This window comes from Amylolactobacillus amylotrophicus DSM 20534, assembly GCF_001434555.1.
Lineage (GTDB): Bacteria > Bacillota > Bacilli > Lactobacillales > Lactobacillaceae > Amylolactobacillus > Amylolactobacillus amylophilus.
Map to the genome: position 1 here is coordinate 250141 of NZ_AZCV01000002.1, position 14580 is coordinate 264720.

At 42.9% G+C, this 14580-nt stretch carries 12 protein-coding genes and 1 pseudogene; 6 read left to right on the plus strand and 7 right to left on the minus strand.

Annotated elements, in window-relative coordinates; all coding sequences use genetic code 11:
* Positions 1 to 114: 114 nt before the first annotated feature.
* Positions 115 to 4242, minus strand: coding sequence for an alpha-amylase family glycosyl hydrolase (locus FC62_RS04105; RefSeq protein ID WP_056945899.1), 4128 nt, complete (start codon positions 4240 to 4242; stop codon positions 115 to 117).
* 227 nt (positions 4243 to 4469) lie between these two features.
* On the opposite strand from FC62_RS04105, the pseudogene FC62_RS04110 reads away from it, so the two are divergent.
* A pseudogene (locus tag FC62_RS04110) lies at positions 4470 to 4628 on the plus strand (transposase); the annotation flags it as partial.
* Here FC62_RS04110 and FC62_RS04115 read toward each other — a convergent pair.
* Together FC62_RS04115 and FC62_RS04120 are read right to left on the minus strand one after the other, a co-directional pair.
* Positions 4629 to 6221, minus strand: a complete 1593-nt coding sequence (locus FC62_RS04115) for an ATP-binding cassette domain-containing protein (RefSeq protein ID WP_056945897.1) — start codon at positions 6219 to 6221, stop codon at positions 4629 to 4631.
* Between the two features lie 370 nt (positions 6222 to 6591).
* Entirely contained in the window at positions 6592 to 7419 is an 828-nt protein-coding gene (locus tag FC62_RS04120) for an alpha/beta hydrolase (RefSeq protein ID WP_056945896.1), read from the minus strand.
* A 181-nt stretch (positions 7420 to 7600) separates the two neighbouring features.
* Here FC62_RS04120 and FC62_RS04125 point away from each other — a divergent pair, with 181 nt between their 5' ends.
* Both FC62_RS04125 and FC62_RS04130 read left to right on the plus strand, forming a co-directional pair.
* The gene (locus FC62_RS04125) at positions 7601 to 8452 is read left to right on the plus strand and encodes an aldo/keto reductase (RefSeq protein WP_054746461.1); all 852 of its coding nucleotides are present in this window, start codon (positions 7601 to 7603) and stop codon (positions 8450 to 8452) included.
* Positions 8453 to 8614: 162 nt separating this feature from the next.
* Positions 8615 to 9061, plus strand: a complete 447-nt coding sequence (locus tag FC62_RS04130; protein ID WP_054746460.1) for a DUF2188 domain-containing protein — start codon at positions 8615 to 8617, stop codon at positions 9059 to 9061.
* Positions 9062 to 9167: 106 nt separating this feature from the next.
* Here FC62_RS04130 and FC62_RS04135 read toward each other — a convergent pair whose 3' ends face one another.
* From FC62_RS04135 to FC62_RS04150, 4 genes are all read right to left on the minus strand, one after another.
* Complete coding sequence (locus tag FC62_RS04135) at positions 9168 to 9449, minus strand: hypothetical protein (RefSeq protein ID WP_054746459.1); 282 nt, start codon at positions 9447 to 9449, stop codon at positions 9168 to 9170.
* Positions 9450 to 9635: 186 nt separating this feature from the next.
* Positions 9636 to 11039 (minus strand): PTS galactitol transporter subunit IIC, encoded by a 1404-nt coding sequence (locus FC62_RS04140; protein WP_056945895.1) that lies wholly within the window; start codon positions 11037 to 11039, stop codon positions 9636 to 9638.
* A gap of 284 nt (positions 11040 to 11323) precedes the next feature.
* On the minus strand, positions 11324 to 11638 hold the full coding sequence (locus tag FC62_RS04145; protein ID WP_054746458.1) for a PTS sugar transporter subunit IIB: 315 nt from the start codon (positions 11636 to 11638) through the stop codon (positions 11324 to 11326).
* Between the two features lie 60 nt (positions 11639 to 11698).
* Positions 11699 to 12187 carry a PTS sugar transporter subunit IIA gene (locus FC62_RS04150; protein ID WP_056945894.1) on the minus strand — a complete coding sequence of 163 codons (489 nt, stop codon included), beginning with the start codon at positions 12185 to 12187 and terminating at the stop codon, positions 11699 to 11701.
* A gap of 431 nt (positions 12188 to 12618) precedes the next feature.
* Here FC62_RS04150 and FC62_RS04155 point away from each other — a divergent pair, with 431 nt between their 5' ends.
* Genes FC62_RS04155 through lacB form a run of 3 tightly spaced genes read left to right on the plus strand, consistent with a single transcriptional unit; the run spans position 12619 to position 14376 of the window.
* Positions 12619 to 13386: a DeoR/GlpR family DNA-binding transcription regulator gene (locus FC62_RS04155; RefSeq protein ID WP_236693774.1), complete on the plus strand. Its 768-nt coding sequence runs from the start codon at positions 12619 to 12621 to the stop codon at positions 13384 to 13386.
* 13 nt (positions 13387 to 13399) lie between these two features.
* Positions 13400 to 13831 (plus strand): galactose-6-phosphate isomerase subunit LacA, encoded by a 432-nt coding sequence (gene lacA, locus FC62_RS04160; protein ID WP_054746457.1) that lies wholly within the window; start codon positions 13400 to 13402, stop codon positions 13829 to 13831.
* 26 nt (positions 13832 to 13857) lie between these two features.
* Positions 13858 to 14376 (plus strand): galactose-6-phosphate isomerase subunit LacB, encoded by a 519-nt coding sequence (gene lacB, locus FC62_RS04165; protein ID WP_056945893.1) that lies wholly within the window; start codon positions 13858 to 13860, stop codon positions 14374 to 14376.
* The last annotated feature ends 204 nt before the right edge of the window (positions 14377 to 14580 follow it).

Below are 14580 nucleotides of genomic sequence, written 5' to 3' on the forward strand. Positions count from 1 at the left end.
TGATTTATTTCGAAATAGATTAGGATATTACCTAGTCCAACTTCTCTCTAACAAAAAATCCCCTCATCCGCATTTCTGCTTCAAAGGGGAGTCATTCATTTAATTAATAGTATTCTATTCTGTTCTTTCGTCTTTCTTAAACATAAATGCTAACGCAACTCCAATTCCGATGAAGACTAATCCAATGATTGAAACCATTGGAGAGTTTGTTTCTCCTGTAAGAGGTAAATTGTCTTCTTCACTGTCTGTAGCTGCGTCTTCTTTAGTTGAATCATCTGTGTCCGATCCGTCTGCTTCTTCTCCGCCAACTCCTGGTGTATCAGTTCCTGTACCAAGGCTTTCTGATCCAATATCAGCAACAATTGCTTCTAGCGCTGCAATTCGAGCGAGTAAGTCTGCAATTTCGGCATCCGTTACGGAGTCTAATCCACGTAATCGTTCATATTCTGCACGGATTACGTTCAACTCTTCAACGAGTGCCGGGTTGTTTGTGGTGATTTCATCAATTGCTGTTTCTAAATCTTCTAAGCGATTTGCAATTTTATCTAAGCGCTCGTCGCCTGGTGTTTCAGGCTCAACTGGCTCTTCTGGATCAACTGGTTCTTCTGGATCAATTGGCTCTTCTGGATCAACTGGTTCTTCAACCGTGTCACCTGCAACTAAGATAACTGTACCGCCATCCGCGTTCCCAGGGATGTCGATCGTTACTGTACCATCTGCTGCGACTACGTAAGTTACGTCATTATATACATCAATAACTTCTGAACCAGCCGCTAATCCTAGTGCAAACGTTGATTCTACTGCATCTTCATTCGTGTTTAACCCAACAAATATTTGTTCATTACCGTACGTACGAGCAAACACTGAGTAGCCTGTTTCGTTTGTTCCAGCTACATGTTGACGTGTTCCTTTTGAGAAGACATCTGAGTAGGCGGCACGAATATTTAATAGTTTCTTGTAGTGCATTAACATGTCGTTCTCGTCGTTTGCAATACTCCAGTCAAGGTTGTAACGGTTAGCATATTCATAAATGCCATTATCTTCGTCTGCTTTTAGACCTGACTGCCCAAGTTCTTCACCGTAGTAAATAACAGGTTGTCCTTTAGCGGTCATTTGCAAGGCAGCAGCAACTTTGAATAGTCCTTCGTTGCCGGCAGCACGCGTAACTAAGAATCCGTCCTCGTCATGACTACTTAAAAATTGTCCCATCATCGCTGTGTTATCGATCAGACCGTTTCTAGTAGCTAACTCTGCTTCAATCTCATCAATATTTCCGTTGATGAACCGCTCTGCTTGCCCTTTAAAGTTAAAGTCTAGTAGAGAGTCCATACGACCTGAACGTAGCTGGTCTCCAGTGTTATTCACACTTGCGCCATACCATTCACCAATCATCTTGAAGTCTGGTTTGATTTTTGTTAATTCATTTTTGAATGCATTCCAAGTTGTGTTATCCACATGTTTAACCGTATCAACTCGGAAGTAATCAATTGTATTGTCCTTGTCTGTTGTAAACTCTTGTAACTTCGTAATCCAATCAATTTGCCATTGAATCACTTGTTCGCGAACCGCTGGATCTTCTGTTCTGAAATCAGGTAATCCTGATGATTCACCAATAATATCGTCTCCAGCAACTGGATTATCACGAATCATACCGTCAAATTGTTCCGCATCATTCATGCCATATCCCGCATGGTTCAACACCACATCAACCATAATCTTCATGCCACGTTCGTGTGCTGAGTCAACTAAATTTTTCAGTGTTTCAACATCACCTAAGTGTTCGTCAATCTTTGTGAAATCTTTTGCCCAGTAACCATGGTATCCGTAGCGTTTGTCGCCATTCGCCATGTCCATACCTTCATCAATATTATCGACAATTGGTGTAATCCAGATTGTGTTAATACCTAATTCATCTAGATAATCCAAGTTGTTAATAATACCTTGGAAGTCTCCTCCGTGGTAGCTTTCAGAAAGTTCTGAAGTCATACCATCTGGATTGTCGCCATCACTAAATCGGTCTGTCAGCATAAAGTAAATTCGTGCTTCATCCCAGTCAAAGTCTGCATCGTCTGTGATTTGACGCGGTTGTACTTCAACATCTACAGACGTGTTGTGTTTGTTTCCAAACTCATCAACCAATACGATGTCTAATGTTTTCACACCTGGAGTTATTGATTGATCAACCGCAATAGTGTGTTCCATTAATTCCGTATCGATTGCCACTTGTGCTGGTCCGCCTACTGGTGTTAAGTCGATGTAAGCTGCTCTTAACTCATAGTCATCTGATACTTCTGAAGCAATCGTTACCACTGCATTTTCATTGTATGAAATAGCTTTTCGATTGATCGATGTTTCAGCTGTAACAGTCGGCTGCGCAAATAATAATGTTGAGTGACCATCTTCGTTTGTGTTGTATGGATCTACAACTTCTTCCGTCTTTCCATCAACTGTTACGAGGAACGTATAGTCATAATCCCCTGGTTCAATATTATCAATCGTATAGTACCAGTACTCGTTTACTTCGTCATATTCCATATCGTAAACATCTGCGTTGTCATTTGCAGTGATTTTCAATTGTACGTTTTCAATTTTATCCATGTCACTTGTTAAGAATAATTCTGGATCACGGTAAAAGAACGTAGCGTTCCCATCTTCTAAAACTGGACCATCGATAGATGGAACGGCAAAATATTCACCTTTTCCTTCTTCGATTGTTACTTTTGAAATCATTTCCCCTAAAGGAATGTCAATATAACGGTCTTCATTAAATGGATCTTCTTCTACCCAGTCACCTTTACGAATCTTAAATCCTATTTTAGTCGTAGAATAACCAACTGGGATTCTTACAACGGCACCTTTGTCTGTAATTTCATCGAAGAGAATCTCGTTATCTTTAACGCCTGTTCCCCACACCCATAAATTCCAGTCTTCGTAGTCATTATTCTTACGAACATACGTTAACTCGATGTAGCGTTGATCTAATAATTCAACATCATCTAGTGAGTAGTAAACTTCTGGGTTTCCACCGACAATCCAAACCTCAACAGACTTTTCACCTTCTGGAATCGTAATCACTCGATCTGCTTCTTGAGAGTCCCAGTTTCCTAAACGAGTAATTAAATTCAATTTATCTGAAGCAAAGCTCACAGTTGATTGTACATAACCACCTGTTGATTCTTCGCCAAATGCATAAGCACTTCCGTCGACATCTGCCGTCCACAACCATAAGCCCCAATCCGCTTGTTGCCCATCTGGACGCATGTAGTTGATGGTATATTCGTACATTTCATCTGCGACAAAGATTGTGTGCGTTGCTTTATCTCCATCAAAAGTAGCATCAATTATAATTTCAGTTGCTGGTGAAATATCTTCCGAAATCGTTACCTTGTTGCCAGCGATTGTAACACCAGCGATTTCAGTTGCTAATGCAAAGTCTGCATCTACTACTTCTTTTTCGCCTTCGTCATTCACATAAGTGGCTGTTAATGTAACAGTAGCACCTGGTTCAACGTCCTTATCTCCTTCGATAATTAAACCTGGAAGGATTAATTGGTTATTTCCATCGTTACCAGCGATTATATCGTTAGCTGGATCGTTTATCCAGTTATCACCATTCACAACGAATTTATATTCATAAACACCTGGTGTTACGTCAACCGTAACTGACCAAACATCGTCCTCGCCTTTTTCCATTGAGAAGGCAGTTGCTTCCCAACCGTTAAAGCTTCCAGCAACATTGACAGTCTCTGTTGTTTCGTCACCTTCATAGCTAAATGTCACGGTGCCATCTTCATTAATTACTGGTGATTCACCGTAGTCCGTTTCTTCTTCAGTTGGTTCCTCTGTTTCATTGTCTTCTGTGTCTGTACCTTCTTCTGGTACTACAGGTTCGTCTTCAGAATTTTCTGTATCTGAATCTGCTGCCGGCGTTTGGGATATCGCCACGTCGGTTTTCGTCGGCTGGTCAGCAGCTGGGTCGATGCTTGGCACCTGGTCCGTTTCGGCAACGGTTCCCGATTGTTCCGCGTTGGTTGTACCAGTTGTCGTTGTCGTTGCCGGTTTCGCAACCGATTGCACGGCCGTCGTGGTTGTTTGAGTATTTGACGGCGTATCCGCTTGCACTGTCGTGGTCGACAACCCCATACCGATTCCCATGGCTAAGATCGCACTTGACGCATACAGCCACTGTTTCCCGTGTTTCCACATCCGCCAATTTTCCTGAACAACATCCTGATTATGCATATTCTGCAACCCCCTAATAATATTCTGTTCACCCTTGAATCTAAACCTAGACCCATTGATGCTCATACCACTATGCTAATGGAAACGTTTCCATAACGCAAGCATTTTTCGAGAGCGTAAAATATCTTGTGTAAATGCATAAAAGATTTCTGAATTGTATAGAAATAGGGAATGCCTTCCCTTATGATATTTAGTAACCACAGAAAACATCACAGGAGGCATTCCCCATGAATGAACTTACCACAGAAATTATCGCTGCACTAGCCCAAAAGCAAGATTTGGACGAAGTTTTTCGTCACCACCTCGAAATTGCGATTAACCAGCTGCTTCAAACCGAATTGGCAGAGTTTTTGGGTTACGAACGCTACTCATACGCTGGGATTAACCTACTCCGCCAGTTCATCTAAATTAATTATTCGGTCAAAGAGCTTTGCTTCCGCCGGCGAGACCCGGTGGGCTACCTCAATAACGGTCTTATTGGTATTCAAAATAACACCCTGAATACGTCTTGCTAGACCTTCATCCAAAGAACTCGTAGGCTCATCCGCAATCAAGATTGGTCGATTGCGCAACAGCGCCCGTGCAATTTCTACCCGTTGCCTTTGGCCACCGGAGAGACGACTACCTTCCTCGCCGATTGTAGAATCAAGTCCAATCTGATCGACCAAATCGTCCAGGCCAGCTGACTTAATTGCTTCTAATACCTCACCATCTGAGGCATTGTATCCAAGCGTGATATTGAACCTCAAAGACTCGTCTAGTAACAATGGAGTCTGGTGAATAAAACTAAAATAGCGATGCGCCTGCTGCCAATTTCCGGCTAAGTTCATGCCGTCTATTTTAAATTCACCACTAGCAATCTCCTGTTCACCGGTCAAGATATTCAGTAACGTAGATTTTCCCCAACCAGATGGTGCTGTTAGTAATATTTTCTCGCCTCGTTTAATCTGCAAATTCAAATTTTTAATGACCGTTTTTTGATTATACTTAACAGTTACGTTTATCAGGTTAAGTTGCCTAAATTGCTGATCTTCAAGCGTAGTATTCATGCTATCTTTAACACCGCTTAACCGCCGCTTAGTTGTGCCGAGAAATTTCTGCCACATCGGGTTGGCCGCCGAGATATCATTCAAGTCATAGAAGAAATTGACGACCGGATTAATAAATTGATTAGCTAAGTTATCAATCATAAACAGGATTCCAAGGGAGATCTCGCCCCTTGTAACTAGGATTACGCCGAGGATTGACGGGAGAATATTGCTGAATAAGAAGGCAGAGGTTTCCACTGATCGGTTGGAAATATCACGGAGAAAATTCATTTGAAATAATGATTCTTCAAGGGAAACAGCCGCCCTCTTGAAACGATGCCAGATATTACCTTCTACATCGTACAGCCGTGCCGTTGGCGAGATTAGTTCACTATCCTTCACGATATTCGTGTACGTACTGTTCTGCTCTGCCCAGATCTGCGACTTACCTTCAATTTTTTTAGTGAATATGCGCTGTACTAAGCCCGGAATCGCAGAAACAACTAGGTACACAATTGTGAGTACTATCGAGCCAAACAACGCCGCAATAATCGCCGCAGCGAATTGCAGTACATTGGTAATGGCATCGAGCTCCGAAAGGATCTTACTTGTCTCAATCTGCTTGACGTCATTTGTAAAGAACGAGGTGTCGAGCTTCTGCTCTTGCTTGGCCTGATAGATCAGATACTTACTGGACAGCCGCTTAATCTCCACGTTGATATCTTTGATAATTAGGTCGGAAAAGTATTCATGTGCGATACCAGCAAACAAGAAGAGCAGCAAACCGACCGTGGCCACTATAGCCACCTGCAACAGGCTGCCTTTTGGCTGAACCGCATAATTAGTAATCACCTTAACCAGATTTGCGATGAAGACTACCTGAAGTGATTTGATGATGGAAAAGACGATGAATAATATGATATTACTTTTCTTTGCATATTTTATTGCCATGGAATCATACCTTTCTGTTAAGTGAAGCTTCCTGTACCACCAAGAGGTACCTCGATTTTTGGATGAAAAAAGACTTTCTCACTGTAAATAGAGAAAGTCCTTAAGTACGCTGATTAACGATTTGAAACAAGCGAGAGCAGTGATTACATTACTAACGCTTAGTCATACAGAAATATTCTCTAGTTGTAAAATGAATAGCTAAATTGAGTAAAGTTTCATTGTTCATGATGAGCCTCCCAGAATATTTACAACTAGATTAAAGGTACGATTAGAAAATTAAGTAAATAACTTATATTTTATATTGTATACATATGTTTTGAGAATACAAGTTTTTTTGTAGGACACACCCGACTGATTATCGTCAATTAACTCAGTCAGCTGCCAAGACTTGGCTCAGCCACTCGGTACTCAGCCTTAACCAATGTGCCAAGTGCTGATCCACTAATTGCGCATTCCCTGCCTCACCAATCCGCGGTTTGGCAGTTGCGAAACCATGGACCTTGCCATTAAAGAAATGCGCCTCGCTAACTACACCATTGGCCTGCAATGCGTTGAAATAGCTAATTCCATTTGACACGGGGACCACGGGGTCGCCAACAGCATGGAAAACAAACGTAGGTGGCGTCTGTTTCGTCACTCCAGCAGCAGTATTATGGAACAATACCTCACTTGGAATCGCCTTTTGCTGTTCTGGTGTCAGTTCAAAGGACAGCTGTTCGATATCAATGAACGGGTAACCCAAGATTGTCGCAGCCGGTAGCGCATTCGCCGGATCAAGCGCAAATATCTGTTGCATCCCCTCATCGAGGAGCATTGCGTTAACGGCGCTAGCGACATGGCCACCCGCCGAGAAGCCTGCCGTGACAATTTGATTGGCAGAAACACTGTAAAGAGCCGCATTCTCCTTGAAATATTGCAGCGTCTTAATCACAGACAGTGCTGCGGCCGGATAAACCGGGTGTTCACCATCCACCAGCTGATAATAAACCACGGCCACCTCGTAACCCTGATTCATATAGGCTAGAGCCAGCGGCTCTATTTCCTTCAGAGAATAATGAGTAAAGTAACCACCCGGGCTAAGCACTATCAACGGAAATTCCACATTCTGATTCTCCGGATTGATGCTCGAAAGCCCAAAGAAGTCCACTTTAAATTCCTGATTAAGCTGGTTTTGGAGCGTTAATTTTTTAATTTCCATCCTTGCTACCTCGTTTCTTCTATTATTTTACTATTTATTCGCATCATTTGGTAAGCAACAGCCCAGCTATTTCCTTTTCTCGCCCAGCCACACCAATCGAACAACAATCTTCCAAACGGTGACGCGTTCATTTTACTTATTTTTAGTGTATGATAAAAGTATCGCGAAAGGAGCAATACAAATGACAAGTTTAACTTCAACATACAAATTACAAAACGGTGTAGAAATTCCCATCGTTGGTTTCGGGACATGGCAGACGCCAGACGGCGAAGTTGCACGTAGCAGTGTTGAGATGGCCTTAAGGGCCGGCTACCGTCACATCGACACGGCCGAAGCATACGGTAACGAGGAGAGTGTTGGTCAGGGGATTATTGATTCCGACGTGGCTCGCTCAGATATCTTCCTTACATCAAAGCTTTGGAACTCATACCGTGGCTACGACGAGACCATTGCAGCATTCAACGATTCACTGAAGAAATTGAAGACTGACTACCTCGATTTATTCCTGATTCACTGGGCCAACCCCATCAAGTTCCGTGATCATTGGCAGAAATCAAACGCCGAGTCATGGCGCGCAATGGAAGACCTCTACGAAGCAGGCAAAATCAAGGCGATTGGCGTTTCAAATTTCCGGACACATCACCTAGAGGAGCTAAAGAAGACAGCGAAGGTGCTGCCACTGGTGAACCAAATGTTCCTAGCACCTGGCGAATTGCAGCCGCAGGAGACCGCTTATGCCAAGGAACACAACATCTTGCTCGAGGCATACAGCCCACTTGGTACCGGGAAGATTTTCACAGACCCAACTATGCAAAAAGTAGCGGCAGAAACTGGTAAATCTGTTGCTCAGGTAGCCATTAAATGGTCGCTTGCGCATGGCTTCCTACCACTACCGAAGTCCGTCCACGAGGAGTACATCAAAGAGAACGCTAATATCTTCGACTTCGAACTTACCGAGGAACAGGTAAAGACAATTGACGCACTTGATGGCGTTGTTGGTAAAGCAACAGATCCAGATACCACCAACTTCTAACCTGAAAATATACTAATCCACCGCATTTAATCACTGTAGTGGATTTTTATTTTGCAAGCACATTTCTTTTAAAGACTTAGCGTATTTTAATAAGATTAATTAGAGGGAATAAAGTGACATGGAGAGTTTTTAATTAATTCGGGCAATTAGGAGGTTAAACGAATGCCCTGGAATATGCAAGACTATCCCAATTCATTTAAGAACTTACCCCAACTAGTCAGAAAGAAAGCAATCGATATCGCGAATGCGTTGCTTGCTGACGGTTATCCAGATGACTGGGCCATCCCGATTGCACTCAGCCAAGCGAAGAAATGGCACGATGACGCGATCGAGCAGGAACTGGCAGAATTTAAGCGCGAACCCAATCCGAAGAAAACCGACAGGCATCAGTCAGACAAGGATAACAGCAGATTACTTGATGCTGATACTGAGGTTAAGCCAAGTGAGAACGGCTGGAAGGTCCAGACAAAGGGTGCAAAACGCGCTAGCGACACATTTGATAAGAAGACCGCTGCGGTCAAACGTGCTAAAGAAATTGCTGCCAACAAGGAGAGCGCGTTCCAGGTATATGGCAAGGATGGCAAGAAGCAGCGCACAATCGACATGTAAAAAGACGCCGAACAACATGAATTGTTCGGCATCTTTTTTTGGTATAAACAGAGGATCGATTTAATTTTACTTACTTAATCTATACTTGCGCTTGTTTGTTAATAAACTATTTAATCTTAGGGTCTGTGAGTCGTCGACCTGTGCGGTCATAGAACCGACGACTGTACCGGTTCTTGTGGTTATCATAAACTACCACCCGGTAGAATGCATAGACCGTAATCACCGTCGAAATCGCCTGAACCATGTTGTTCTTCGTCAGTAGCCACGCCGCATTCACAGCAACTACAACGAGGGCCCACAGGAATAAGTTATTACGGCGCTTTTGTTCGAACGCTGCAACCTTTTCGTCAGCATTATTGGGAGTATTTCTTTCTTTTGTGGCTTTCATTGTAGTATTCCCTTTCATAAACAAATCTGATGTTATTGTGTTTCCTAACTTGTGTGTATTACTTCTTAAATGTGTTTCCAAAGACAAAGAACTCCGGTTAATTTCCATTTGCTATAATCCTAAAACCAGGATTATCAACAAATGTTCCTTAATCCTCATTCTTTACCTGTCTTTGGGCACTACTTATTAGTTCTTTGCTGCTGCATATTCAGCATTACGTTTCTTCATCTGACGTGAGTACCACCAGAAGATTAAGATGTAAGCTGCAATTGCTGCTGCAGCATAGAGAATGAACATGCCACCAGACTTAGATGCGTTACCTACTAGGTATGCAAGGAATTTCTCGATAGGACCTTCCATAGTAGTATGTGAGATCAAAGTTCCTGATGCGAGACCTTTAGGGAATGCCCCAACGGCCTTAGCTGTTGCTGTAACGAACGGTGCTGATAATGTACCAGCCCAGAGGAAGATTGGTAATTCAATTGCGCCGATGATGATCATCCGCAGGATCCGGCCACGAGTTACAACCAACAATGCTGGTGTTACACCCATGGCAATGATACCACCAAGTGGTAACAAGCCGTTACCCGGTAAGATCAATGATTCAAGTAACATGATAGGTGCTAAAACATTTGCTGCTGCCCAAACTTCTGAACGACCAGCGATAAATGGCCAGTCAAGTCCGATGTTGAAGGTACGGCCGTTAAGACGCTTGCTAGCAAAGTCTGTGATACCTTGTGAAAGTGGTTCTACGGCTGCGATGAACCATGAACCGATAATTGAGAATAACTCCATGCACGTTGCAGCTGTTAATGAGAGTGTGAAAATTTCTTGGACACTTGAACGTGAAAGTAAACCGATGAAAATACCAAGATAGATACCGATTGCAAACCGACTACCCCAGAAACCAATTTTTTCGTTCAGTTTAGCTGAATCGAAGTCATACTTGTCTAGTTTGTAGAATAATTTATCGAAAATCTTGTTGAAGACCATGATGATCGGATTCATCATGTAGTTCATGTGCGTCGTGGTCATTGGGTTATCATCTGGTGCATCCAACAAGTCACTGAAAGTTGGTTTCATCAAGTCTGAGTTGATAATCTTCATGATACCAATTACGATAACGAGCAGTGTAGCTAACCAGAGTGGTGCGCCACAGTACTTCGCGAACAAGCCAACGAATGCGAGGTGCCAAACATCGAAGATATCTACGTCCAGCGTGTTGGTTTTGTTCATAAACAACATAATGATGTTAACAATAATCAGAATCAACAGGAAGAACAGCGTATATGGTGATCCCCAGGTGATTGTTGCAAGTGGTGCCCAACCAACATCGGTGATGTTCAAGCTTAAGCCAGTATTCTTAACGAAACTGTCTAGGGCTGATTGGAAAGTAGTTGTCAACATGTTGATGACACTACCGATAGCTGTCAAGGCAATGGCTAATTTAATACCACCCTCTAAAGCTTTCGAGAATTTAACTCTGAAAATTAATGCGATTAAGGTCAAGACGATCAGCATCAATGGTGCTGCGCCCAGGTCAATCAAGGGTTTGAAGACCGTGTTTGCGAAGTTAATAATAAAATCCATTTTTTATTCCTCCAAGAATAATAGGTGCTCCGTCGCAGTTCTAATTGTGTTCCCCAAAGCAAAGCGCTCACCCTAGCTTATTTGCCTACGGAATTCGCTACGCTTTTCCTTAACAAACTTCGCTAGATGCTTGTGCTCTACCCGCTTTGGTTCACAACTTGTTTAATTGTGTTCCGTCGAACAGCTTGCTTACCTAACTAGCTCGTTTTTAGTCCTGCTACGCAGCCCCTCAACAATCTTCGTTAGTGGTCACAAGCTAACCGTTCACCGTCACAACTTCAACTTTAGTTCTTTTCAATTTCCTTCACAGCGGCCTCTACCTTATCGTAAACCGGCTTTGCCATCGTTGGAATTCTGTAAAGAATTGGGCCAGCATCAACAACCGGAATACTTGGTGTAAATCCAAGATCGGTTTTTGCGATTGGTGTAAACAGGTCATATTTAGAAATCATATCCTTGTTGACATCCTTAACCATCACTGCATCGACCACAACATTGTGGCCACGTGATTTCATCTCTTTCTCAAGTGCATCCTTGATTTGGTGTGATGAATTTACTCCTGCACCACAAGCTGCTAATACCTTAACTGTTTTTGCCATTTGTATTTCCTCCTACTAACAAATTTATATCTGGTGAAACCTGGTTTGTTATGTGGTTCATTAGATATCTTCTTTAAAGTGTGTTGCCAAAAATTGATAAATCGCGGTGGTATCTTCACTTGCGAAAAGCTGTTGCAAGTCGGCTACCGGCGTCTGACTCAAGAAGTCCATAATCTGCGCCAATACGTTTGCCTGCCCTTCCGGATCGTTGTTCAGGATCATGAAGAGAAACTTAACCGACAATTCCTCGTCGGGTAAAATCATGTTCTTAAACGTCACCTCTTGGGTTAATTTAACCGGCACAATCAATCTCGCATTGACGAATTCGCCTTCTGTGTGTGGGATAGCCACGTTGGCCAGCTCGGTGGAGATAGGCGTGATGTCAATTCCCGTTGGGTAATTATTCTCACGTTCCTTCAGGTTGCATAAAAAATCATCTTTGACATAGCCCGCTTGCAGCAGTTGCCGTGCAACGTCTTCAAATACAGCGTCCCGCGATGTTTCCTTACTAATAAATACAGCATCTGGTGCAAACAGCGTCTTCTTCATAGTGTCGATAATCCTACCACCTTTCTAAAAGTAAAAAGCGTTAATAGCAGAAAACTCTTGTTACTTTATGTTTTTATTTGTTTGTTTTCTACACGCTTAATTAAAATATAAGCGCTTACAAAAGTCAACACTTTTTATGAAATCACTTTCATTATTTAATAAACCGCGTAATATAAGTCTTGTTTATACATTAATGGTATAAATCAATTAAACATTAATGCAAAACAATTTCACAAAAGAGCACATATTTTGCCTATTCAACAATTGAATTTAATAGTTTTAAAAAAGTGTAATTTTCTTATATTTATCGGGCATAAACGGCTATTTAGCGCAAATGTAGGCGGTAAGCTTTTGTTGACACCTTATTGTTCATGTGCTATTTTGAAATTGTTCAATACTTACATTAACAAACAAAAAGAAACATTGTAGGGGTGATTACTATATTAAAGAACGAACGACTGCGCGAGATTACGCGGCTCGCTAATCAACGTGGCGTTGTTAGTGTTAACGATATCAGTAAGCACTTGAAGGTCAGCTCGATGACCATCAGGCGTGACCTAGATGAATTAGCAACCGACAACAAGATTATCCGCGTCCACGGCGGCGCACAGAGTGTCAACTTTCAGGTCGGCTCAAAGGAACTCAGCCACACACAGAAACGCGCATTGAACAAACCGGAGAAAGCACAGATTGCAAAGATTGTCAGCAGCATGATTAACGATGGTGAGACAATCTTTCTCGGTACCGGGACGACGAACGAGCTCGTTGCCCAATACTTGAAGGTTAAGAACGTGCGTATTATCACCAACAGCCTGCCAGTCTTTGAAGGATTCCGTCGCACACATCCGGAGATTGACATTGCACTTGTTGGTGGGAAATTACGTGAATATTCTGGCGCTTTCATCGGTAGTTTAGCGAACAGCTTGATTGAGCAGCTTCACTTTCAGAAGAGCTTCATCAGCGTGAACGGCGTCAACAATAACAAGGTGACCAACTCCAATCCCGATGAGGGACAGATGCAGAAGCTGGCGCTTGACCGTTCGGATCAGAAGTACATTGTGGCCGACCACACGAAGTTCGACCAGGAGGATTTCTACACCTTCTACGCGCTGGATAATGTAGATGGACTAATCACCGATGCAAGTGTTCCGAACGAGTTTGTTAAGAAGTATGAAGGCTACACAAGGATTATCAAATAAAAGGAGAATAGGCATGCAAGTAGTTATTGGAGCAGATAAAGACGGATTTCAGTTGAAAGAAGCAGTGAAAAAGTATTTGTTGGACAAGAAGTATCAGGTAATAGACGTGACTGAAGATAAGCCAGCTGAAGATTTTGTTGAATCTTCACTAGCCGTGACCGATAAGGTATTGTCTGGTGAGGCTAGCAAAGCCATCATGTTTGACGAATACGGTGTCGGCTCAGCAATGGCCAGCAACAAGGTGCGCGGAATGGTCACAGCAAACGTCGGTGATGAGAATACAGCACACATGACCGCCGAGCACAACGGTGCAAAGGCAATCTCAATCGGCTCCGGTGTCGTTGGTACACAAAAGGCAGTAGAGATTGTGCAACGCTATCTCGACACAGAGTACGCCGGCGGTCGGCACCAAATCAGATTAGACATGCTCAGCAAGATGATTTAATTTTACGAAAAGGAGAATAAACTACTATGAGAATCGCTATTGGTAATGATCACATCGTAACCGATGTTAAACAGAAATTATCTGACTTTTTGAAGGCTGAGGGCCACGAGGTCATCGACGAAGGCACCTACGACTTCACCAGAACACACTACCCTATCTATGGTAAGAAGGTCGCAGAAGACGTAGCAGAGGGCCACGCAGACCTTGGGGTCGTGCTTTGCGGGACCGGTATTGGTATCAGCACTGCAGCCGACAAGAACGAGGGCGTGCGTGCAGCAATGGCAAATGATGTTACATCCGCTAAGTACGCCAAGGAGTACCTGAATGCCAACGTATTGGGCTTCGGCGGTGCAACTGTTGGCGAGCACTTGGCAGAAGACATGATTAAGGCATTTATGGCTGCTGAATACAAAGAGACTCCCGAGAATGCTAAAATTATTGAGAAAATCAATAACATTGCAAAGCCAGATCCTGATCAAAAAGACAACCCACACTTCTTCGATGAAGAGCTGGAGAAGTGGAATGAAGGATATTATCACGATTAAACCAAGTTGTGACGGCAACGGGTAACTCTTGAGTACTAGCGGAACCTGACGAAGTCTCACACAGTGAGGAAAGGCTTGTTAGCTAGACGCAGAGAGTTGTTGCACGGAACACGATTATAAGTTGTGACAAAAAGCGTTTAGACCACGAACATCTAGCGAAGATTGGCGAGGAAGAACGAAGTGAATTCCGTTGGCAAATAAGCT